This is a genomic window from Aquirufa sp., assembly GCF_044239315.1.
Lineage (GTDB): Bacteria > Bacteroidota > Bacteroidia > Cytophagales > Spirosomataceae > Aquirufa.
In genome coordinates, this window is sequence record NZ_JBIIBQ010000021.1 from 1 (window position 1) to 21,958 (window position 21,958).

The window sequence follows — 21,958 nt, forward strand, 5'->3', positions numbered from 1 at the left end:
CATTTTGATTAAAGTACATTCAATTCGCAATAAATCATCATACAAGGCTGGCGCGTGGTATTTTGAATAATTCTCATACACCGGCAAACCAATACCAGCATCTTCTAATACCTTGTAACTCACGCCAATACTTCGCAAAGTCTCTACTCGGGCAATCTCGTAAAATCGCGCATAATTACCGTAATAGACATAGCCCATTTGATCCGTATCCGCATAACAAACTCGATAAAAGACGCTATGAGTCAACATATTAGTGAATTTTGTTCTTATCTAATGCTTTTTGGTAATCTGATGCATTCTTCATGTGCTCCTCATAAGTAACTGCGAAAGCGTGATTCTCCGAAAAATCAGCCTTAGCACAAAAATAAAGGTAGTCATGGTGTTCTAAATTCAACACTCGATCAATAACATCACCAGAAACAATGGAAATAGGCCCAGGAGGTAATCCCGTATTTTTATAGGTATTATAAGGAGAATTTAAAGCCGTATACTTACTAGTAACTCGCTTAATCGTAAAATCTTTCCAAGCAAAAACGACGGTTGGATCAGCCTGAAGAGGCATTTTGGCCTGTAACCTATTCCAGTAAACACCCGCCACACGTGCCTGTTCCTTCGAATTTTTCGATTCACCATAAACGATACTAGCTAATATCGAAACCTGAACGGGTGTTAATCCTAATTTCTTTGCTTCCTCTTTTCTTTTTGTTGTCCAAAACTTCACATAAGCCTTGTTCATCTTCTCCAAAAACTCAGGAAATGTCGTCGTCCAATTAACCTCATAGGTATTAGGCACAAAAATAGCTGGACTTGTTTCCGAGTCAAAACCCCATTTTTGCATTATCTGCGATGAATCAAGAACTGCATAAATAGCTGCAGAATCATAATCCGTTTGATGTGCTATCCGACCTGCAATATCCTCTTTTAACCGAAAGTTGTTTATGACCACTTTATACGCATCTTGGCGGCCATTTCTTAGTTTTCGAAGCAATTCCCAATTGCCCATCTCGCTGTGGATAATATAACGACCTGGACGTACTTTTTCAGGATAATTTAACGCCTTAGCAAGAAAACGAAAGCTCAATTGATCTCGTACTAAATCATGCTTTTTCAACGTATCCAAAACCGATTCATACGTTGAATTTACGGGAATGAATAACTCGAAAGATTGATTGGATTCAACTCTAAAATTAGGTGTTTTGAACACTTGCCAAACATAGTAGGAGAACATAGCTGACACCAAGCTAAACAACAGAATAAAAATTTTGATACGTTTATTCGAAACCATCTTAATCAATTTTAAAATCTAAGTTAAAACGAGAAGCTAAGGATTTTAAATCCTCCACTACCGGGTTTAAAAGAGGTATACCCTCCATTCGGCGAATAGCCTCTAATTCACGCTCTGGATCACCTGGAATGAGGACTTGCTTGCCTTCTACGGCTTTAGCAGATCTAAAGCGACGAATCCATTTGTCCATATCTTTTGTGAAATCTTCCGCTGGTCTAAACGCATCTACGCGCATTGCCCCTAAAAAATGACCCGTTCCATTTCCCACCGTCTCTCCTGCCTGCATAAATCCAGCAGTCGCGAAGGGAGGAACCCAAGGACCAAAATTAGCACCAGATAATACCCCTGATAAAATATCTACTATCGCGCCTAGTCCATATCCTTTATGTGAACCATGCTCTCTATCACCACCTAAAGGCAATAAAGCCCCACCATTTTTAATAGCAAAAGCATCATTGCAAGGATCCCCGTTCGCATCCTGCACCCAACCATCTGGTGTGTCCAAACCTTTGCGTTGTAATATCTCTAATTTACCATATGCCACTGCTGTGGATGCAAAATCAGCCACAAAAGCAGGTTCTTCATTCGCTGGAATGGCTACTGCAATCGGATTTGTTCCTAATAATTTTTCCTTTGAAAAGGTAGGAGTAACAAGAGGAGCGGCGTGCGTCATGGCCCAACCAATCATTTGGGATGGCAGGGCCTTCATCGCATGATATCCGGCAATACCGAAATGATTAGAGTTTTGAACCGCAACCCAACCGGTACCAGCTAGCGCCGCTTTTTCACAGGCAATTTCCATAGCCTTAGGAGCCACAATTAATCCTAAACCGCGATCTCCATCTAAAGTAGCCGTAGAAGGGGTTTCATGTAAAACTTTTACCTGGGGTTTAGTGTTTAATCTTCCGTTATCGAAGAGACGAACATAACCAGCTAAACGAGCAACGCCGTGAGAATCGATTCCTCTTGCATCGGCAGATACAAGAACATCTGAAGCTAGGTATGCTTCTTCTTCGCTACAACCAATAGCTGTAAAAACAGAAGCAACATATTTTTTTAATAAGTGATAATCTGCCTGCATAGTGTATAATAAACCACAAAGATAATTAGAACTATTGGTAATAATATTGCCAAAATGAACCTAAATTTGAACCATTAATCATCAACCCTATGAACATTATAACATCCGCCTGGTTTTGGATTACCCTCTTTGCTATCATCGTCATCATTCGTGACGTATTTATTCAAAAAAGTCACACTATCACACATAATTTTCCTATCGTAGGTCATTTTAGGTATTGGTTAGAACGTATTGGCCCAGAAATTAGGCAATACATTGTAGCAAATAACCGGGAGGAATTACCCTTTAATCGCCAAGAGCGCTCCTGGATCTATGCTTCCTCTAAGAATGAAAATAATTTACAAGGTTTTGGCACCGACCAAGACTTCAGCTCACCGGGCTATATTTTTATCAAAAATGCCATGATGGGATTTAATCCCTCAAAGGAACATTTATACCACAAGAACCCAGGAGTTTTACCAGCAGCGAAAGTCATAGGCGCTTATCACAATAGAGAAAAACCATATAGACCTTATTCCATTGTAAATATATCGGGTATGTCTTATGGTTCTTTATCTGCCAAAGCAGTAGAGTCCTTAAATAAAGGTGCATTAATTGCCGGTTGCTATCATAACACGGGTGAAGGTTCACTATCCCCTTACCATCAAAATGGTGCTGATGTGATGTTGAACATAGGCACTGCCTATTTCGGTGTTAGAGAATTGGATGGTCGTTTTTCGATGGAGAAACTGAAACAAAAAGTGATTGAAAATCCCTGCATCAAAGCAATCGAATTAAAACTATCCCAAGGAGCAAAACCAGGAAAAGGCGGAATGCTACCTAAATCAAAAATTAATAAAGAAATTGCTGAAATTCGTCACATTCCGATGGGTCAAGATGCCATGTCACCTGCTTTTCATTCGGAATTTTCCACTGTACCAGAAATGGTAGATTTCATTGAGGCTATGGCCACAGAGACGGGATTACCAGTGGGTGTAAAATCTGCCATAGGCAAACTAGAACAATGGGAAGAATTAGCTGCCTACATGGAAAAACACGGTAAAGGACCTGATTTTATCACAATCGATGGAGGTGAAGGGGGAACCGGTGCGGCACCTCATGCCTTTGCAGACCACGTATCAATGCCATTCACTTTTGCCTTTGCTAAAGTTTACCAGATTTTCCAACGACATAACTTAACAGATAAAATCTACTTTATTGCTTCAGGCAAGTTAGGTTTCCCAGAAAAATCTTTAATGGCTTTCGCAATGGGAGCTGATAGCATTCATATCGCACGTGAGGCCATGATGTCCATTGGATGTATTCAGGCACAAAAATGCCATACAAACCACTGCCCTACTGGTATTGCAACCTCCAATAAGTGGTTACAAGCAGGCATCGACGTGACACTAAAAAGCGAACGCTATTACCGCTACCATTATACACTCGTTAAAGAGATTGCAGAAATCACACATGCTTGTGGATATGAACATCCTACTCAAATGACAATGGATGACATCGAATGGTCCATGGGTGACAATAACCGAACGATGGCTCTTTCAAAAGCTTTAGGGTACACTAAAACAGAGATAAATTATCCCGGATTAGAAGAATTAGTCAAATGTCCGCATTTAGGTGGTCTAAATGCAAGAAAACGGCTATCTTTGTAACATGTTATCAATATCGAATTTAAACTTCTATTTCGGAAGTCGCGCCTTGTATGAAGGGGCTAATTTACATATCAAACCTAAGTCTAAAATCGGTTTAATCGGTGCAAATGGCACGGGTAAATCAACTTTACTCCGTCTTATTTCAGGAGAGTATACTCCAGATGGTGGGACTATTTCAAAGTCAGGTGATTGCACGATTGGATTCTTAAATCAAGATTTACTATCCTACCAAACAGACGATAGTATCCTAAATGTGGCCATGCAGGCCTTTGAAAAGCAATTAGAACTACAAAAAGATATTGATGCCGTGCTTCATAAAATGGAAACAAATTATGAAGATAAAGACATCGATGTGTTAGCTAAACTTCAAGAGGACTTTGAACGTTTGGACGGTTATACGATTCAATCGCGTACAGAAGAGATTTTAGAAGGATTAGGTTTTAGCACAGATGATTTGCAGAGACCATTGAAGTTATTTTCAGGAGGATGGAGAATGCGGGTCATGCTTGCGAAATTATTATTACAAAAACCTGCCCTACTCCTTCTAGATGAACCTACTAACCACTTGGACTTACCGTCCATCGAATGGGTGGAAAAGTACATCCACGATTATGAAGGTTCGATTGTTGTTGTTTCCCACGATCGTTATTTCTTAGATCGCACGATTGATAATATTGCCGAAGTTTCTGGCGCAAAAATCACCTTATATCCGGGTAACTATTCTTTCTATATGGAAGAAAAAGCCCTTCGTAATGAGATTCAAAAAGGAGCATTTGAGAACCAACAATCTCAAATTCGCCAGACAGAGCGTTTTATCGAACGTTTTAAGGCAAAAGCTTCTAAAGCCAGACAAGTGCAATCACGTGTAAAAGCGTTAGATAAAATCGATATCATTGATGATGTCATTGATGAGAAAGCAAAAGTTAATTTCAAATTTAACTTTGGAACAGAACCAGGGCGATTTATTTTGTTTTTAGAACATATTTCCAAGGCTTTTGGAGAAAAAGTTATCTTAAAAAACACATCAGCGACGATTAACCGAGGTGATAAAATTGCTTTAATCGGTGCCAATGGAAAAGGTAAATCAACTTTACTACGTATCATTTCAGGTTCAGAACAAATCATAGGCGAAAGACGAACAGGTCACAATGTGATCGAATCCTTCTTTGCTCAACACCAATTAGAAAGTTTAACGGTTGAAAATACCTTAATAGATGAATTGAAAGGTACAGGGACGACGAAGACCGAGATGGAATTGCGTTCTGTTTTGGGTTGTTTCTTGTTCTCAGGAGAAGAAGTATTCAAAAAAATCAAGGTTCTTTCTGGTGGAGAAAAATCTCGCGTGGCTTTAGCTAAGGTATTAATCTCCGAAGCAAACTTCCTTCTACTCGATGAGCCTACTAATCACTTGGATATGCAATCAGTGAATATCCTAATTCAAGCTTTGCAACAGTATGAAGGAACCTATGTAGTCGTATCCCACGACCGTTATTTCGTAAGTAATATTGCCAATAAAATCTGGTACATCGAGGATCATGAAATCAAGGAATACCCAGGTTCATTCGATGAATACGAGACCTGGATGGCTACAAGAGAAACAGCTAAACCCGTTTCTGTGAAGGCTGCTTTGAAAGCTAAGCCCGAGTTAGCTCCTGTGGAAGCTAAAACCCCTAATCAAGCCAAGCAAATTGAAAAGCTGGAAGCAGAGATTATGGTGATTGAAAAAAATATTGCCTCAATCGAGGCCCAAATGGTAGATTTAGCTAATACTGCAGATTATACTGGGTTAAAAAAATTAGAAGTAGAGTTAGCTAATGAAAAGGAGAAATTAACAGAGATAACTGCTGCTTGGGAAGCATTAATTTAATCTTTATGAAGACCTATTATTCGCTTTTGCTATTGGTAGGTCTTCCTTTTATGGCGCTTGGTCAAATTATGTCGCGTACACATTATCCGAACATTCACTCTGTTTTTATACAACAAGAAAGTAAATTAAATCATCCTAATGCGATCTTAAACTTAGGTTCTGAAAACCAGACTAGCTTAAATTTTGATGATTTAGGCTTGAATTACCCTAATTACTATTTCAGATTAATTCATTGCCAATCAGATTGGAATCCTTCTCCCTTGTCGGAAATCGAATATCTACAGGATTTTAATGATTTCCCTCTCAGAAACCCTGAATCCTCCCTTGGAACAAAGGTTCCATATTTACATTATAGTGTCCCTATTCCCTCAGTTAAGGTGAGCGGGAACTATATTGCCATGGTGTATAACAAACGAAACAAGAAAGATACCGTCCTATCTATTCGATTTTCAGTAGCAGAGCAGCAAGTAAAAATAGCCACACAATTCTCTTTTGCTAAAACAAATACATTGCGCGCCACCCATCAAAGCATTGATTTTAAATTAAACATACCTCCCTTTTTAAATTATACGGGGGATGATCAGTTATCCATTCAAATTCGTCAAAATCATCAATCGGAGAATCTTTTAAAGAAATTGCCGACCGGACAATTTAATCTCCAAGAAAATAGTTTAACCTTCCCGTTCTTCCTTCAGGAAAATGCATTCCCAGGATCTAATGAATTCAGATTAATCGATCTTAGAAGTTCTCAGCAAAAGTTAAACTTTGTCGATCGAATTGAGACAGGAGAAAAAATTAATCGAATAACTACTCAACTAGAACAAGCACAAGGATTATTACCATACGTCCAAAGAAATGACTTCAATGGCTCCTTTGCGATTGAATCCTACGAGAACAGAGAAAATCCCTTACAGGCTGATTATGTTTCTTGCATTTTTAGACTTAAACCTGTGGACACAAATGAAACCATTTATGTTGTCGGAGGATATAATGACTACCAATTCGACTCTCCCCTACAATTGAATCCATCGAACGGATATTTAGAACATATTGCAACGCTAAAACAAGGGATTTATAACTACCAATTTAAAAGCAAAAATCCCTCTAACACGTCATTAGAGGGAAATTATTCTCAAACGGAAAACGTTTATGAAATTTTAGTATATTTCCAAAAACCAGGCACTAGGTATGATGCGCTGGTGGGGTATACGACGGTAGTCACTAGTCGATAGTCACTAGTCGAGAGTCGATAGTCACTAGTCGAGAGTCTAGAGTCACTAGTCGAGAGTCACTAGTCGAGAGTCGATAGTCGATAGTCGAGAGTCGTTACACGTTAAAGCGGAAGTGCATTATGTCTCCATCATTGACTACATAATCCTTACCTTCAACACTTAACTTTCCGGCCTCTTTACATCCTGCTTCCGTTTTGTAAGCGACGTAATCAGCTAGTTTAATTACTTCTGCCCGAATAAATCCACGCTCAAAGTCTGTATGTATCACACCAGCAGCTGCTGGAGCTTTCCATCCCTTTTGAATGGTCCATGCACGTACTTCTTGAACACCAGCAGTGAAATAGGTAATTAGATTTAATAAGTGATAAGAACTGCGAATCAATTTATCCAATCCTGATTCCTTCAAACCATATTCTTCTAAGAACATAGCACGATCATCCAAATCTTCCATTTCCGCAATTTGAGCTTCTAAAGCAGCACAAACAACAACTACTTCTGCATTTTCAGAAACTACATTAGCCTTTAATTGATCAACATATTGATTTCCACCAGCGGCAATAGACGCTTCATCCACGTTGGCCACATAAATAACGGGCTTATCCGTTAATAGATAGAGATCACCTACAGCTGTTTGACGAAGTTCATCATCCATTACAACCGTACGGGCTGATTTACCTTCTTCTAATGTTTTTTTGAATTGTTGTAATGCGGCTAATTCAGCTTTTGCTTTTGCATCTCCAGCTTTGGCCGCTCTTTCAGTTTTAGAAATTTTCTTATCAACAGAATCTAAATCTTTAATCTGTAATTCTAAATCAATAATTTCTTTATCGCTTACTGGGTTCACACGACCCTCCACGTGTACAATATTTTCATCTTCAAAACAGCGAACTACGTGAATAATGGCATCCACCTCACGTATATTAGCTAAGAATTTATTTCCCAAACCAGCTCCAGTCGAAGCACCCTTCACTAACCCAGCTATATCTGTAAATTCAATAACCGTAGGTAAAATACGGTTTGGCTTCACTAATTCCGCTAATATATTTAAACGATCATCCGGCACTGAAACTATCCCTACATTAGGCTCAATTGTACAAAAAGGATAATTAGCTGCTTCTGCCTTGTTAGAAGAAATAGCACTAAATAATGTTGATTTACCTACATTAGGCAATCCGACAATTCCACAAGTTAATCCCATAGTAATTTTAAAAATGAAAGCACAAAAGTACGGCTAAAAATCAAAAAGCCCCTGATTTCTCAGAGGCTTTTTCGAATATTTTAAAGAATATTACTCCCATTTCAATTCACTGTTCCCAAACTCATCTTCATCCCGATTAAAGGAAGAAAAATCAACGTCTGGCATTAACTCCGTCTTCACGTGATTTACTGCCTCATTTAAACCTTCAACGAATTTATCAAAATCCTCTTTATACAAGAACATTTTGTGCTTTTCATAAACAAAACCATCCTCCTTTTGATGGCGGCGGCTCTCGGTTATAGTAATGTAGTAATCCTGAGAACGCGTAGACTTAACATCAAAAAAATACGTTCTCTTTCCGGCCCTAATACGTTTAGAAAATAATTCTTCTCTATCTCTTTCTTCCACTGGTATTTAAATTATGGTTTCACAATGTGTAAATCTACTATTTATTCTTATTCACTCAAAAAAAAATACTAGAATTAAGTAATGTCCCAAAATACCTAATTTTTAAATACCAATTTAAACCTACATCTTTACCATCATCATCTAATCATTTTTAATGATAAAAATACCGTCAATAGTATTATTGATATGCTCATTTTTATCCCTAAACGCTTTCTCACAAGATTTAGGATATGAAAAGACAGGTATTGCTTCCTTTTATGCTAATTCATTTTATGGTAAAAAAACGGCCAGTGGGGAGCGTTTAAAAAAAACAGCCTTAACCGCAGCTCACAAAAAATTTCCATTTAATACCTTAGTTGAAGTCACTAATCTATCCAATCGTAGAAGTGTAATCGTTCGAATTAACGATCGTGGACCCTATCGCAAGGGTCGTGTTATTGACCTTTCAGAGGCTGCAGCTAAAAAACTAAATCTAAAAAAAATAGGTCTAGTCAAAGTGAAAATTAAAATAGTAGGATTTGAGAATGAATTAATGCTCATCCCTTACCGAAAGCTTTCTTTAGAGAGTAATCCTAAATTTAGCCGAAACTTTTATCAGAAATCACGGCTTAAATACGAGACGCATTATAAAATGAAGAAGAACATCAAGCACAAAAAATATATTAATAAAAAATATTATAAACGGTAGTTTTACTTACGCTTACTTTCTAAATACTGAATAAAATCTTTTAAATTCTCCACAGGAATACGCTTCCCAACAATCTTCTTTTGCTGATCTAATACATAAACAACTGGAGTTGAATAGACGTCAAAAGTATTTCTAAAATCAGTATAGAATTCTTCTTTACCTGTCCTTGGATTCAAGTGAATATCAATCCCATTAATCCAGGAGCTTGTTTTAAATTCTGTTATAAATTTCTTCCAAGCTGCCTTATCTCGCACAATCGAACTTCCGACCACACCAATATTTTTTGATTTAAAATAATCATTTAAAGCAACCAATTTAGGCGTTTCCAGCTTACAATGACTACATTCAGGATCATAGATAAAAACTACCGTATATTTAAATGGTAATGAGGCTATATTTATTTCTTTTCCTGATACATCAGTCAAATGCATTTTAGGAAAAGCCTTACCTAAAAGCAGAGGTTTAATAATGGCAATTCTTTCTTTCATCCGCCTCACCGTACTTGAATCCCACAAAGCCGGCTCCCCGATATAATATTTCTCAGCTAAATGAACAAAAGCACCATCTGTGCCTAAAATTGGGTTATTTTCATAAGTACTGGCAATTTTGTAAACAATATAACGACGCACTTCGGTGTCTTTAGCTTTGGCAAGAATCCAATCCGAATCGATCGCAATAGAATCAGGATCTTGCACAACTAAATCCTTAAAGTAGCGCTCTAACTTTCTCTGCAAGAATGGAGTACGAACCATTCGCTCATCTCCTAAATCTATCCCGTCGAAATAATGCTTCTTGTAATATTGGTATTGATACAGTTGCATTCTAGTCGTATCAGCTTTTGACTTTAATGTACCTTTATAGGTAGGAATTTCTGGATCAAAGGAAGATTCAATCAGTTTAGTAACAAATAACCCAGCATTAGCCGACTTCCATTGCTGCTGAAATTTTTGTACCTGAGCCTGCAAATTTTTTCTTAGATCTGCAGAAAGAGTAGGTTGATTAAGTTGAGTATAAAAATCATTCATACTACGTTGAAAAGAATAAAAGGCAGTATTTTCCGCTGAATTTGTAAAAGAAATCGATTTTAGAATATCTGTAGTATCTAGTGAGAAAGAAAAATTGGCATCCTCTAAAACCACATCAATATATTTTGACTTAAGAAAAGAGATCAAGTACAACCCTTTAGGCAAGGACTCCGATCCTTTAAATTGGAACTCCCCTGATTCATTTGCCATAACAGTATCTTTAATGACCTGCTGATTATAGCCAAAATAGTGGGCTAAATAGACTTCAGAATTGGATAATCCTTTAATTTTACCCTTAATATCATATTGCGCAAAGCTATTAAGCCCGAATAACAAAATAAAAAGTACAGTACCGACTACTTTCATAAGTTTAGAATAAATTTGTGTCACAAAACTCAAATTTACAATGTTTTTCATCCTATCTAAAATAATCGACTTTTTCCTTCAACCAATTTGTTGGATTTTTATTCTTTTGGGAGTCGCCTATTTTAGTCGATATACGAAGCGAATAATTCTCATAATTACAGGTGCTCTACTATTATTCAGCAATGGATGGTTTGTAAATCAGTGTTATTTGGCATACGAAAGCCCTCAATTAAAACTAAAAAATACCTATCAATGGTGCATAATCTTAGGTGGCGGAATGATGCGAGCTGGAGAAGGATATCGAACAGGAGAAACAGCTGATCGTTTTATCCAACCACTCTTATTATATAAAAAGGGCATGGTAAAAAAACTACTCATTACGGGTGGAAATGTTAATATCAAAGGTTTGAAGATTGACGTAACACAGGAAAGTAAAAAAGTGAAGGAAGTGTTGATTGCCATGGGTGTAAAACCTGAGGATATCTATTTAGAAGAAAATGCTCGAAATACGCATGAAAATGCAGTAAATACGAAACAAATGTTAAAGCCCTTCCTGAAAGAAAGAATGGTATTAGTTACTTCAGCGATGCACATGCCTCGAGCAGAAGCTTGTTATCTAAAAGAGGGTTTTTTGATCGATTCATTTCCCGCAGATATAAAGAAAAAGGATACCCCATCAGGTATCCTAGATCAAATTATTCCTCAAGAACGCAATCTTGCAAAGTTTGCTGAATTAGTAAGAGAAATAACTGGTTATGTTATTTATCAAATTGTAGGTTTCGCCTAGGTTGACAAAATTTCTACCATGCGAATTAAATCCTCTGAAACAGGTTTTTTCTTTGTAATCGTATCGTGGAAAGGGGTATAGATCAACTGGTTATTAACCACACCAGCCATTACATTTTTCTCTCCCCGTAATAAGCCTTCCAAAGCTCCTAATCCTAATCTACTAGCCAAAATACGGTCAGATGCAGTAGGAATTCCCCCTCGTTGAATATGACCTAGAGTAGTCACCCGTATATCTAAGTTCTCGCCCATTTTATCCTTAATCTTCTTAGCTACAATCTGAGCGTTCCCCTCTTCATCACCTTCAGCAACAATAACAATGGAGGATGATTTCTTTTTAACAAAACCTTTTTGAAGAGTAGCAGTAATTTCTTCAACTGAAGTTAAATTCTCTGGAATCATAACTGACTCCGCCCCACCTGCAATCGCACATTGAATGGCGATATAACCTGAATCACGGCCCATCACTTCGATAAAGAATACTCGATCATGTGAATCTGCCGTATCACGAATTTTATCTACCGCATCAAGGGCTGTATTTACTGCTGTATCAAAACCAATCGTATAATCAGTGCCATATAAATCATTATCTATCGTTCCGGGAGCTCCTACCGTGGGTATTTTGAACTCATTATAAAATATTTCTGCACCTGTAAAAGTTCCGTTTCCACCAATTGCTACCAAACCTTCTATACCGAACTCTTGAAGTTGATTATAAGCCTTCTGGCGACCCTCAGTGGTCATAAATTCTTTAGACCGAGCAGATTTCAAAATAGTACCACCGCGTTGAATGATATTACTTACAGATTGAGAATTTAAAGGAATAATATCCCCTTTAATCATACCATTGTATCCACGCACAATTCCAAACACCTCAACCCCATGGTAAGCAGCTCCACGAACAATCGCACGAATACATGCATTCATTCCCGGTGCATCACCCCCTGATGTAAATACAGCTATTTTCTTCATCTCTTCTAATTTAAAATTTCTTAGACCTCTTATTCAGTCAAAAATACAATCTTTCTCTCTTTTTACCTCGATTTTAAGCATTAAAAATGCAATAAAAACGTAAATTTGAGACTTAGACAAATAAAATTACAGCACTTATGAACGCGAACGAATTTTTATATTCCTATTTAAATAACGCCTCACCTACTGGATTTGAGGCAAGTGGACAAAAAATTTGGTTAGATTATATACAACCTTTCATTGACGAAAAGATCATTGATACGTATGGAACCGCTGTCGGAGTCATCAATCCAGGTCAGCCTTACAAGGTTGTCATCGAAGCACATGCAGACGAAATCTCTTGGTTTGTTAATTACATCGACGATAATGGCTACTTATTCTTACGCAGAAATGGGGGTTCAGATGCGTTAATTGCACCGTCTATGCGTGCAAATATTCACACAAAAGATAAGGTAGTAAAAGGCATTTTTGGCTGGCCAGCAATTCATGTTCGTGATATTGCCAAAGACAAAGCCCCAGCCATCGCAGATATCTTCATCGATTGTGGCGCTTCTAACAAAAAAGAAGTAGAAGAAATGGGCATCCACGTAGGTACAGTGGTTACTTTCGAAGATGGTTTAATGGAATTAAACGGAAAGTACTTAGTCGGTCGTGCATTGGATAACCGCATCGGTGGCTACATGATAGCTGAGGTGGCTAGAAAATTAAAAGAGAATAACATCCAATTACCTTTCACACTTTACGTTGTTAATGCGGTTCAAGAGGAAATTGGTTTACGCGGTGCAGAAATGATAGTACGTCGATTAAAACCTGATTTGGCCTTTGTAACAGACGTTACGCATGATACACAATCACCGATGTACAACAAGAAAACGCAAGGTGATATGGCTTGCGGTAAAGGTCCGGTTATATGTTACGGTCCTGCTGTACAAAACAATGTTCGTGATTTTATTATTGACGTGGCACAAGAAAACAAGATTGAATTCCAAAGACAAGCCGTTTCTCGCTCTACCGGAACAGATACCGATTCTTTTGCTTATGCCACCGAAGGTGTTGCATCGGCACTGATTAGTTTACCTTTAAAATACATGCATACTACTGTCGAAACCATCGCTAAAGATGATATGAATGCAGTAATAGAACTGATTTATCAGTGCTTGTTGAAGGTGAAGGGTGGAGAGGATTGGCGCTATTTTAATTAAATCACGGGAAAACGGTAATCGGTAACCAGTAATCGGTAATTGGAATTATCTAATTAATCTTATCCCGGCTACTGGATACTGACTACTGGCTACTGACTACTGACCACCGACTACTGTATGTTCAAATACCGGGCAAAAAATTCATACGTCCTCAGCATCTGATCAATTCTTTGACGGTTATTACCTGAACGTGTTAATTCATGTGTTCCCCCCGGATGGCGCACATATTCAACCTCGCGGCCTAATACTTTTAAACTTTTGTATAGCATTTCACTTTGGATGACTCCAGTTCGCAAATCATTCTCGCCATGGAAGATTAACAAGGGTGTTTTGATATTTTGAACATAACTGTATGGTGATTCACGATCTAAAATTGCTTTAGTCGTTTTTTCCCAAGGATAGCCGCCAAAATAATTTGGCACTAAACGCCAGGCATTTCCTTCTCCCATAAAGGTTGAAAGCTCATAAACACCCCGTTGCGAACAAGCTACTTTAAATCGATTTGTATGTCCAACGATCCAAGTGACTAGGTAACCTGCATAGGATCCTCCTGTCACAGCTAACTGTGTCGTATCTGCCCAGCCTTCGGCAATAGTTAAATCTAATGCTTTCATTACATCCGATGTAGGACCAGCACCCCAATCTTTCACATTAGCTGCTAAAAATTCCGAACCATAACCACCCGATCCTCTTGGATTGGCATATACGACCCCCATACCTTTGGCAGCATAATATTGAAATTCATGCCACATACTCGCTTCACCTGTACCCCACATGGCAGAAGGGCCTCCGTGAATTTCTAAAACAAGAGGATATTTCTTTCCAACTTCAAAATTAGTCGGCTTCATAACCCAATAGTCAACTTTTAGGCCTTTAGGATTAGTAAATGTATGTTTAGTAGGACGAACTATATTTTTTGAAGCTAACCAGCCTGAATTTAGAGAAGTGAACGTTCTTTCAGAATCAGCTATTTGCTGGTAGATTTCGGACGGATTATCAATGCCTGTTTTGGCATAAATGAAACCAGAATCTGTTACATCAAAACCCAAAATACCAGTGTTATTATCTGTTATTTGTTTCACCTGTTTAGTGGCTATGTCAAATGAATAAAGTGGTGCTCCTCCCTGATTTTGAGCTGTAAAATAAAGCTTCTTCTCATCGGATGACCACTTAACTTGAGTAATTACACGATCCAAAGGAACCTTAACAATCTCACCGGGATTCGACACAGAAATAATTTGCAATGATCCATTTTGCACACCTGTCGATTTGGTCTCTTGAAAAGCTAACCATTTTTCTGAAGGAGATAAAGCTAGATTAGACATGCGGTGACCTACTTTTTGATAAATCACTTTAGAACTGAATCCTATATAAGAATCTAACACCTTATCAGGATGTGCTAGTGAATCGGCTGGAATAACTGTATAAATACCATTAGAGGCCATTTCCACATCCGACCAACGCGTAAAAGGGTTGTTCAATAAAACTGGTTTACCTGATAAAGTAGTTTTAAAATACGCGGGTAACGAAATCTCAGAGGTCGTGGTACTCTCCTCTTGGAAATTCAATCGATTGATAACCTTGGCTTTTTTATCTGTTTCATTTTGAGCTAAATAAGCACGTACTTCGTCGATGTTTCCGTTAGGGTTAGACTTAGATTTCTTCGGAATACCACTAAGCATCGGTTTTTCCAAAGTCCAAAAGGGTACTAATCCCTTCTTATTATAAACAGAATCCACTAAGAATTCCTTCACAGTAAAAGAGGATTGGAAATAAATTTCCTGACCAGATGAAGCCCAAACAGGATTAGAAACAGAGAAAGGCAAACTTGTTAAAGCCTGAGGCTCCCCTCCTGCTAAATCCAAGAACTATACCTGAGATTTAGCTCCCATATCTCGCGTAAAGGCTATTTTAGAGCCATCTGGACTCCAAACAGGAGAGGCAATCGAATATTTACCAGAAGTTAATGCACGCGTTTCACCTGTTTTAAGGTTTCCAAGGTGTAAATGCGTTTGATAGACAAAATCATTCTTCTTATCTGGATCATCTACAATCGAAGTAACTGTATAAATAAATTGATTTCCCTTAGGGGATACCAGGGGTCTACCGGCAGTTTTGATCTTCAAAAGATCGGTAACCTGGATTTTTTCTTTTGGGCTTTGGCCTAATACACTAAAAGCGAAGAGTAATAAAAAAAGGTGTTTCATAGATGAAAAGTCTAGGTAAAAAAAATGCTCAGCATCCGTGGACACTGAGCATAAAAATACGAGTAAATTCGATTAAATCAATTTCAAGATTTCTTCACCGATGGCATCAGTTCCTAAAATCATGGCTTTATCTGTTGTAGCATCCGCAATATCACCCGTACGGAAACCTTTCTTCAATACTTGGTCTACAGCGTTAATAACTACTTCTGATTCAGCCTTCATACCAAAAGAAATATCTAATAAGAGGGCAGCAGATAAAACAGAAGCCATTGGATTAGCCAAGCCCTTTCCTGTAATATCATGTGCAGAGCCATGAATTGGCTCATAAACACCCGTTCCATCACCAATTGAAGCTGACGCTAACATACCCATGGATCCTGCAATTTGCGATGCTTCATCTGTTAAGATATCACCAAACAAATTCGCTGTAACCACAACGTCAAAACGCTTGGGATCTTTAATTAATAACATCGCAGTAGCATCCACGAATTGGTATTCTACTGTTACATCTGGGTATTCTAGGGCTAATTTTTGAATTTCTTCACGCCATAAACGAGATGATTCCAATACGTTTGCCTTATCCACAGAAACTAGATGTTTCTTACGTGTGCGAGCTGCTTCAAATGCCTTGCGACCAATACGCTCCACTTCGTAACGGCTATATTCAGCCACGTCATAGGCTGTATCACCATTATTCTTACGGCCTTTTTCGCCAAAATAAATATCACCTGTCAGTTCGCGGAAGAACAAAATATCTGCTCCTTTAAGAATTTCTGGCTTAATGCTAGAAGCACTCAACAACTCATCAAATAACTTAATCGGGCGTAGATTTGCATATAAGCCCAATTCCTTACGCATTTTCAATAAACCTTGCTCAGGACGAACTTTTGCTGATGGATCGTTATCGTATTTTGGATGGCCAACAGCACCAAACAATACCGCATCCGAAGCCTTCATTTTCTCTAATGTCTCCGCAGGTAAAGGATCTCCCGTCGCTTCAATAGCCACATGGCCAATTAATGCCTCGTCATAGGTAAAATCGTGGCCAAATTTTGCCGCAATTTTCTCTAAAACTTTCTTTCCTACTTCGGTTACTTCTTGACCGATTCCATCACCTGGAACAATTAAAATATGCTTCTTCGCCATTATTATTTTTATTAAATCAAATTCAACATTTTTTGAGTCGCCTTGATGGCTGAAACTGTTTGGTCACAATCTAGGCCTCTTGTAATTAATTCTTTACCCGCATCTGACCACGTAATAATCGTTTCACAAAGCGCATCTGAATCACCTCCTGGCGGAATACGCACTGCATAATCCTTCAAAACTGGAAGAATCTTACCATTCTTTTCAAAGATGATACCTAGCGCTTTCATAAAAGCATCATATTGACCATCTCCTTGCGCGTGCTCCTCGAAAATCTCCCCATTAATGGAAATTTTTAGTGTAACAGAAGGACGCAAATCTTTGGAATGAGTCAGTACATAATTTAAAATTTGAACACGTTCATCAATTGAATTACTATCTAATACATCAGAGATAATATACGGAAGATCATTTTGGGTAACCACTTCTTTTCGGTCCCCTAATTCAATAATTCGCTGTGTAACTAGCTTTAGATCCTGATCAGATAATTGAATACCTAAAGCCGCTAAATTATTCTCAATATTTGCCTTACCAGAAGTCTTTCCCAATGCGTATTTACGTTCACGACCAAAACGCTCTGGCATTAAATCATTGTGGTAAAGATTATTTTTCTTATCTCCATCAGCATGTATACCAGCAGTTTGAGTAAAGACATTTTCTCCCACCACCGGCTTATTCACCGGAATACGAAAACCAGAAAACGTCTCAACTAACTTACTAACCCTATAAAGAGACTTCTCACAAACAGAGGTCTTTACATCGGTTTGGTAATCATTTAATACGGCTATAACACTAGCTAAAGGTGCGTTTCCAGCTCTCTCTCCCATCCCATTCACCGTTAAATGCAATCCATGAACTCCACAACGTACAGCCTCTAAGGCATTAGCCGTACCTAAATCGTAATCATTATGGGCATGAAAATCAAAGTGCATCGCAGGATAGCGATCAATCAATTGTTTGATAAAATCAGAAACCTCATACGGAGTTAATATCCCTAAAGTATCTGGCAACAAAACCCGATCTACCGGCTGTGTTTGTAAGAAATCCAAGTATTGAAACACATAGCTTGCACTATTGCGCATCCCATTACTCCAATCTTCTAAATATACATTAACCGATAATCCTTTTGATTTTGCTAAAGAAATAGTCTCGCCTATTTCCTTGAAATGTTGCTCTGGAGTCTTTTTTAACTGATGCTTCAGGTGATTCAATGAACCTTTAGTTAATAAATTCATCACCTTAGCACCGGCGTCTACCATCCACTGAACAGAGGTTCCACCATCGACAAAAGTCAACACCTCTACTTTATCTAAGAATCCATTGATCGAAGCCCAGGAAGTAATCTTCTTTACTGCCTGAAACTCCCCCTCAGAAACACGCGCAGAAGCTATCTCAATACGATCGACCTTTAATTCGGTCAGAAGTAATTGAGCTATGGTTAACTTTTCTGAGGCTGAAAACGATACTCCGCTGGTTTGTTCCCCATCGCGAAGGGTCGTGTCCATTATTTCTATGTGACGTTTCAAGAGCTTAGCGGTTAACTGCAAACGTATCAATTTCAGACTTCATCGCCTGTAAATAGTCGATATCATCGAAACCATTCAATAAATTATTTTTCTTGTAACCGTTGATCGCAAATTTTTCAAATGCTCCTGTCGCTACTATCGTGATTGTTTGATCAGGAAGATTTACCTCTAACTCTGCTTTAGGATCAGCCTCAATAGCTGTAAAAATCTCATGTAGGAATTCTGGACTTACTTGAACAGGTAAGACACCTACGTTAATGGCATTTCCACGGAAAATATCCGCAAAGAAGGACGAAACTACACAACGAAAACCGTAATCATAAATCTCCCAGGCAGCGTGCTCACGGGAAGAGCCAGAACCAAAGTTCTTACCTCCAACTAAAATCTTACCTGAATAAGTTGGATTATTTAAAACGAAATCTGTCTTAGGCGCATCATTCTTGTCATAACGCCAATCTCTAAATAAATTATCCCCAAAACCAGTACGCTCTGTTGCTTTCAAGAAACGCGCTGGGATGATTTGGTCTGTATCCACATTCTCAATTGGAAGTGGCACTGCAGAACTATTTAATATATTAAAACTATCGTAAGCCATAATGCTTTGTATTTATTCGATCTTATAAAAATTCTCTAGGGTCAGTTACAACCCCTGTGATGGCAGCTGCCGCAGCAACTAATGGACTAGCTAACAAGGTTCGTGATCCTGGTCCTTGACGACCTTCAAAATTACGATTAGATGTACTTACCGCATATTTACCTGCAGGAATCTTGTCGTCGTTCATAGCTAAACAAGCAGAACAGCCTGGTTGACGAAGTGCAAAACCAGCTTCTGTTAAAATATCGTATATACCTTCTTCTCTAATTTGAGCCTCAACTATGTGAGAACCTGGTACCACCCAAGCCGTCACATGTTCCGATTTCTTACGACCTTTTACTATGGATGCAAATGCACGAAAGTCTTCGATACGACCGTTCGTACAAGATCCTATAAATACGTAATCGACCTTTTTTCCAATCATAGAATCATTCTGCGCAAAACCCATATACTCTAGGGATTTCTCATAGGTAGCTACACCACCTTCTACCTCATCCGCATTGGGAATTTGCTTAGAGATGCCCATTCCCATTCCAGGGTTAGTACCGTAGGTAATCATCGGTTCAATATCAGATGCAGAGAAAGTAATCTCCTCATCAAAAGTTGCCCCTACATCCGTTTTTAACGTTTTCCAATACGCTAATTGTTTGTCCCAATCAGCACCTTTAGGCGCTAATTCACGTCCCTCGATATAGTCAAATGTGGTTTGATCCGGTGCAATCATACCTCCTCGAGCTCCCATTTCAATGCTTAGATTACAAACCGTCATACGGCCTTCCATTGACATTTTTTCAAAAACATCTCCGGCATATTCAACGAAATATCCCGTGGCGCCTGAAGTAGTTAATTTAGAAATAATGTATAAGGCTACGTCTTTAGGCGTAACTCCTTTTCCTAAAGCCCCATTTACATTAATACGCATTTTCTTAGGCTTCGGCTGCATAATACATTGCGATGAAAGAACCATCTCTACTTCAGAAGTACCAATACCAAAAGCAATGGCACCAAATGCACCGTGTGTCGATGTATGAGAATCCCCGCAAACAATCGTCATACCTGGCAACGTAATACCATTTTCAGGCCCTACCACGTGAACAATACCATTTTTAGGATTTCCTAAACCCCAATGTGAAATACCATATTTCGCGGTATTCTTCTCTAATTGAAGCAATTGATTTGCTGAAAGAGGATCCTCAACAGGCAAATGTTGGTTAATCGTAGGTGTATTATGATCAGCTGTCGCAAACGTACGCTCAGGGAATAATACGCCAATACCGCGTGTTTCTAAACCTAAAAAAGCTACTGGAGAGGTTACTTCATGAATAAAATGTCGATCAATAAAGAAAACATCAGGACCATCAGCAATTTTACGAACTACGTGTGAATCCCATACTTTATCAAATAAGGTTGTTGGGGAATTACTCATTATATAAATTAATTTAAAAGGCGCTTTAATTAAAATTAAGCTACAAAAATCGCGTTTTTTTTGCAAAAATGCAAAGCAAATCAACTGTTTAACTGATATTTTGCCAAATAAATGATAGGTTAACAGAGATGAATGCGAAATAAAATTAAATGAAATTCTTCTTCAACTTGTTCATTTTAGAGAACAAATTAATCCATTTGAAATTAACATTAATGGATGGAATTACCGATACCTACAATGATAACAGATATAAGGATCACCACAATACCCCCGATAACGGTACGCATGGTTTTAGAGGATACACCTTTCCATTCCTTGAAATAAAGTCCCCAAAAATTAGAGGTAATAATAATGGTCGCCATGTGTAAAATCCATGAACTGGCGCCATTCCCTAAATTACTCTCACCCATTCCATAAAAGAAAAATTGTAAAAACCAGGTAGTACCTGCTACAGCGGCGAACAGATAGTTCATTTTTAAAGGCGCTGAAGCATTCAAATAATCACCAAATGACTTATTTGAAAAATTCAAATACATACAATAGACAAAATTTGTTAAGAAACCACCCCATAAAACCACGATAAAAATAACGTTGTTTTGAAATAAAGGATCACAGCCTTTCGCAACAGCTACATCTGCCATATCCTTTCCAGCCTCTATTCCAAAATTAAAACATGCGGAACAAAGACCTGAAATAGTGGCAACAATCAGACCTTTCGTTAAACTAAACTCTTTTATCGTCTCTTGTTTCTGTTCTTGCGACAACTCCCCTTCCTTCATCATCCCTGCTCTACCGCATAAGAAAATGCCGAAAACACAAACTAATATCCCTAACAATACCACTTGACCGCCTGTACTTCCCACAATGTGAGATATGGTATCTCCATCTACCCCAGCTATTTCTCTATAGATAGGTGGGACTAAAGCGCCGAAAATACTGCATAAACTCAAGGCAATAGACATACCCAAGGACATCCCTAAATAACGCATCGCCAATCCAAAAGTTAGGCCACCTATTCCCCATAAAACACCAAACACAAAGGTCCAAAAAAAAGTATCAGAATCTATCGTTTGAATAATATTCATAAAGTCGGGAATTGTTAACCAAGCTGCAAGCAAAGGAACAATTAACCACGAAAATACCCCACCCACAATCCAAGCACTTTCCCATGACCATACTTGAATCTTCCGATAAGGAATATAAAAACTACCTGAAGCAAATCCACCCAAGGAATGAAAGAAAAGACCTAAAATTGAACCCATAACTATAAATTTATTGTATCCTCTAAGTGAATTTGAA

At 38.3% G+C, this 21,958-nt stretch carries 20 protein-coding genes; 6 read left to right on the forward strand and 14 right to left on the reverse strand.

Annotation, left to right across the window (positions count from 1 at the left end; translation table 11 throughout):
* From ACILP5_RS08395 to ACILP5_RS08405, 3 genes are all read right to left on the reverse strand, one after another.
* On the reverse strand, positions 1-249 hold a 249-nt coding region (locus ACILP5_RS08395; protein WP_395618213.1), incomplete at its 3' end, for an acyl-CoA thioesterase.
* 1 nt (position 250) lies between these two features.
* Positions 251-1,285: an endolytic transglycosylase MltG gene (mltG, locus tag ACILP5_RS08400; RefSeq protein WP_395618214.1), complete on the reverse strand. Its 1,035-nt coding sequence runs from the start codon at positions 1,283-1,285 to the stop codon at positions 251-253.
* A gap of 1 nt (position 1,286) precedes the next feature.
* Positions 1,287-2,366: an Ldh family oxidoreductase gene (locus tag ACILP5_RS08405; RefSeq protein WP_395618215.1), complete on the reverse strand. Its 1,080-nt coding sequence runs from the start codon at positions 2,364-2,366 to the stop codon at positions 1,287-1,289.
* Positions 2,367-2,455: 89 nt separating this feature from the next.
* Between ACILP5_RS08405 and ACILP5_RS08410 the strand changes: the two genes are divergently transcribed.
* Genes ACILP5_RS08410 through ACILP5_RS08420 form a run of 3 tightly spaced genes read left to right on the forward strand, consistent with a single transcriptional unit; the run spans position 2,456 to position 7,114 of the window.
* The gene (locus ACILP5_RS08410) at positions 2,456-4,015 is read left to right on the forward strand and encodes an FMN-binding glutamate synthase family protein (protein ID WP_395618216.1); all 1,560 of its coding nucleotides are present in this window, start codon (positions 2,456-2,458) and stop codon (positions 4,013-4,015) included.
* A 1-nt stretch (position 4,016) separates the two neighbouring features.
* Positions 4,017-5,882 (forward strand): ABC-F family ATP-binding cassette domain-containing protein, encoded by a 1,866-nt coding sequence (locus ACILP5_RS08415; protein ID WP_395618217.1) that lies wholly within the window; start codon positions 4,017-4,019, stop codon positions 5,880-5,882.
* Between the two features lie 5 nt (positions 5,883-5,887).
* Complete coding sequence (locus ACILP5_RS08420; protein ID WP_395618218.1) at positions 5,888-7,114, forward strand: type IX secretion system plug protein domain-containing protein; 1,227 nt, start codon at positions 5,888-5,890, stop codon at positions 7,112-7,114.
* Between the two features lie 94 nt (positions 7,115-7,208).
* Here ACILP5_RS08420 and ychF read toward each other — a convergent pair whose 3' ends face one another.
* Together ychF and ACILP5_RS08430 are read right to left on the reverse strand one after the other, a co-directional pair.
* Positions 7,209-8,312, reverse strand: a complete 1,104-nt coding sequence (gene ychF / locus ACILP5_RS08425; protein WP_395618219.1) for a redox-regulated ATPase YchF — start codon at positions 8,310-8,312, stop codon at positions 7,209-7,211.
* 90 nt (positions 8,313-8,402) lie between these two features.
* Entirely contained in the window at positions 8,403-8,720 is a 318-nt protein-coding gene (locus ACILP5_RS08430; protein WP_223130737.1) for a DUF3276 family protein, read from the reverse strand.
* Positions 8,721-8,874: 154 nt separating this feature from the next.
* Here ACILP5_RS08430 and ACILP5_RS08435 point away from each other — a divergent pair, with 154 nt between their 5' ends.
* A complete protein-coding gene (locus ACILP5_RS08435; RefSeq protein WP_395618220.1) occupies positions 8,875-9,408 on the forward strand; it encodes a septal ring lytic transglycosylase RlpA family protein in 534 nt (177 codons plus the stop codon).
* A gap of 2 nt (positions 9,409-9,410) precedes the next feature.
* Here ACILP5_RS08435 and ACILP5_RS08440 read toward each other — a convergent pair whose 3' ends face one another.
* On the reverse strand, positions 9,411-10,850 hold the full coding sequence (locus tag ACILP5_RS08440) for a DUF4369 domain-containing protein (RefSeq protein ID WP_395618221.1): 1,440 nt from the start codon (positions 10,848-10,850) through the stop codon (positions 9,411-9,413).
* Positions 10,851-11,007: 157 nt separating this feature from the next.
* Between ACILP5_RS08440 and ACILP5_RS08445 the strand changes: the two genes are divergently transcribed.
* On the forward strand, positions 11,008-11,586 hold the full coding sequence (locus tag ACILP5_RS08445) for a YdcF family protein (protein WP_395618222.1): 579 nt from the start codon (positions 11,008-11,010) through the stop codon (positions 11,584-11,586).
* Here ACILP5_RS08445 and pfkA read toward each other — a convergent pair.
* Positions 11,583-12,557, reverse strand: a complete 975-nt coding sequence (gene pfkA, locus ACILP5_RS08450; protein ID WP_395618223.1) for a 6-phosphofructokinase — start codon at positions 12,555-12,557, stop codon at positions 11,583-11,585. The two genes, ACILP5_RS08445 and pfkA, sit on opposite strands and share 4 nt — an antisense overlap.
* A 137-nt stretch (positions 12,558-12,694) precedes the next feature.
* Here pfkA and ACILP5_RS08455 point away from each other — a divergent pair, with 137 nt between their 5' ends.
* Positions 12,695-13,759, forward strand: coding sequence for a M42 family metallopeptidase (locus tag ACILP5_RS08455; protein WP_395618224.1), 1,065 nt, complete (start codon positions 12,695-12,697; stop codon positions 13,757-13,759).
* Between the two features lie 110 nt (positions 13,760-13,869).
* Here the strand turns inward: ACILP5_RS08455 and ACILP5_RS08460 are convergent, their stop codons facing one another.
* The 7 genes from ACILP5_RS08460 to rhaT form a co-directional block, all read right to left on the reverse strand.
* Positions 13,870-15,624, reverse strand: coding sequence for a prolyl oligopeptidase family serine peptidase (locus ACILP5_RS08460; RefSeq protein ID WP_395618225.1), 1,755 nt, complete (start codon positions 15,622-15,624; stop codon positions 13,870-13,872).
* Between the two features lie 3 nt (positions 15,625-15,627).
* Positions 15,628-15,966, reverse strand: a complete 339-nt coding sequence (locus ACILP5_RS08465) for a TolB family protein (protein ID WP_395618226.1) — start codon at positions 15,964-15,966, stop codon at positions 15,628-15,630.
* 72 nt (positions 15,967-16,038) lie between these two features.
* The gene (gene leuB / locus ACILP5_RS08470; protein WP_395618227.1) at positions 16,039-17,112 is read right to left on the reverse strand and encodes a 3-isopropylmalate dehydrogenase; all 1,074 of its coding nucleotides are present in this window, start codon (positions 17,110-17,112) and stop codon (positions 16,039-16,041) included.
* Between the two features lie 11 nt (positions 17,113-17,123).
* A complete protein-coding gene (locus ACILP5_RS08475; protein WP_395618252.1) occupies positions 17,124-18,617 on the reverse strand; it encodes an alpha-isopropylmalate synthase regulatory domain-containing protein in 1,494 nt (497 codons plus the stop codon).
* Positions 18,618-18,642: 25 nt separating this feature from the next.
* Entirely contained in the window at positions 18,643-19,233 is a 591-nt protein-coding gene (leuD, locus tag ACILP5_RS08480; RefSeq protein WP_395618228.1) for a 3-isopropylmalate dehydratase small subunit, read from the reverse strand.
* Between the two features lie 22 nt (positions 19,234-19,255).
* Positions 19,256-20,659 carry a 3-isopropylmalate dehydratase large subunit gene (gene leuC, locus ACILP5_RS08485; protein ID WP_395618229.1) on the reverse strand — a complete coding sequence of 468 codons (1,404 nt, stop codon included), beginning with the start codon at positions 20,657-20,659 and terminating at the stop codon, positions 19,256-19,258.
* A gap of 209 nt (positions 20,660-20,868) precedes the next feature.
* Positions 20,869-21,921, reverse strand: coding sequence for an L-rhamnose/proton symporter RhaT (gene rhaT, locus ACILP5_RS08490; protein WP_395618230.1), 1,053 nt, complete (start codon positions 21,919-21,921; stop codon positions 20,869-20,871).
* Between the last annotated feature and the right edge of the window lie 37 nt (positions 21,922-21,958).

What these genes read in the sequence shown, in the direction of transcription:
- ychF (WP_395618219.1), bottom strand. Translation starts at nt 8,312, where the DNA reads ATGGGATTAACTTGTGGAATTGTCGGATTGCCTAATGTAGGTAAATCA.
- ACILP5_RS08455 (WP_395618224.1), top strand. Translation starts at nt 12,695, where the DNA reads ATGAACGCGAACGAATTTTTATATTCCTATTTAAATAACGCCTCACCT.
- ACILP5_RS08465 (WP_395618226.1), bottom strand. Translation starts at nt 15,966, where the DNA reads ATGAAACACCTTTTTTTATTACTCTTCGCTTTTAGTGTATTAGGCCAA.
- leuD (WP_395618228.1), bottom strand. Translation starts at nt 19,233, where the DNA reads ATGGCTTACGATAGTTTTAATATATTAAATAGTTCTGCAGTGCCACTT.
- ACILP5_RS08410 (WP_395618216.1), top strand. Translation starts at nt 2,456, where the DNA reads ATGAACATTATAACATCCGCCTGGTTTTGGATTACCCTCTTTGCTATC.
- rhaT (WP_395618230.1), bottom strand. Translation starts at nt 21,921, where the DNA reads ATGGGTTCAATTTTAGGTCTTTTCTTTCATTCCTTGGGTGGATTTGCT.
- ACILP5_RS08405 (WP_395618215.1), bottom strand. Translation starts at nt 2,366, where the DNA reads ATGCAGGCAGATTATCACTTATTAAAAAAATATGTTGCTTCTGTTTTT.
- ACILP5_RS08420 (WP_395618218.1), top strand. Translation starts at nt 5,888, where the DNA reads ATGAAGACCTATTATTCGCTTTTGCTATTGGTAGGTCTTCCTTTTATG.
- pfkA (WP_395618223.1), bottom strand. Translation starts at nt 12,557, where the DNA reads ATGAAGAAAATAGCTGTATTTACATCAGGGGGTGATGCACCGGGAATG.
- leuC (WP_395618229.1), bottom strand. Translation starts at nt 20,659, where the DNA reads ATGAGTAATTCCCCAACAACCTTATTTGATAAAGTATGGGATTCACAC.
- ACILP5_RS08435 (WP_395618220.1), top strand. Translation starts at nt 8,875, where the DNA reads ATGATAAAAATACCGTCAATAGTATTATTGATATGCTCATTTTTATCC.
- ACILP5_RS08415 (WP_395618217.1), top strand. Translation starts at nt 4,017, where the DNA reads ATGTTATCAATATCGAATTTAAACTTCTATTTCGGAAGTCGCGCCTTG.
- mltG (WP_395618214.1), bottom strand. Translation starts at nt 1,285, where the DNA reads ATGGTTTCGAATAAACGTATCAAAATTTTTATTCTGTTGTTTAGCTTG.
- leuB (WP_395618227.1), bottom strand. Translation starts at nt 17,112, where the DNA reads ATGGCGAAGAAGCATATTTTAATTGTTCCAGGTGATGGAATCGGTCAA.
- ACILP5_RS08440 (WP_395618221.1), bottom strand. Translation starts at nt 10,850, where the DNA reads ATGAAAAACATTGTAAATTTGAGTTTTGTGACACAAATTTATTCTAAA.
- ACILP5_RS08475 (WP_395618252.1), bottom strand. Translation starts at nt 18,617, where the DNA reads ATGGACACGACCCTTCGCGATGGGGAACAAACCAGCGGAGTATCGTTT.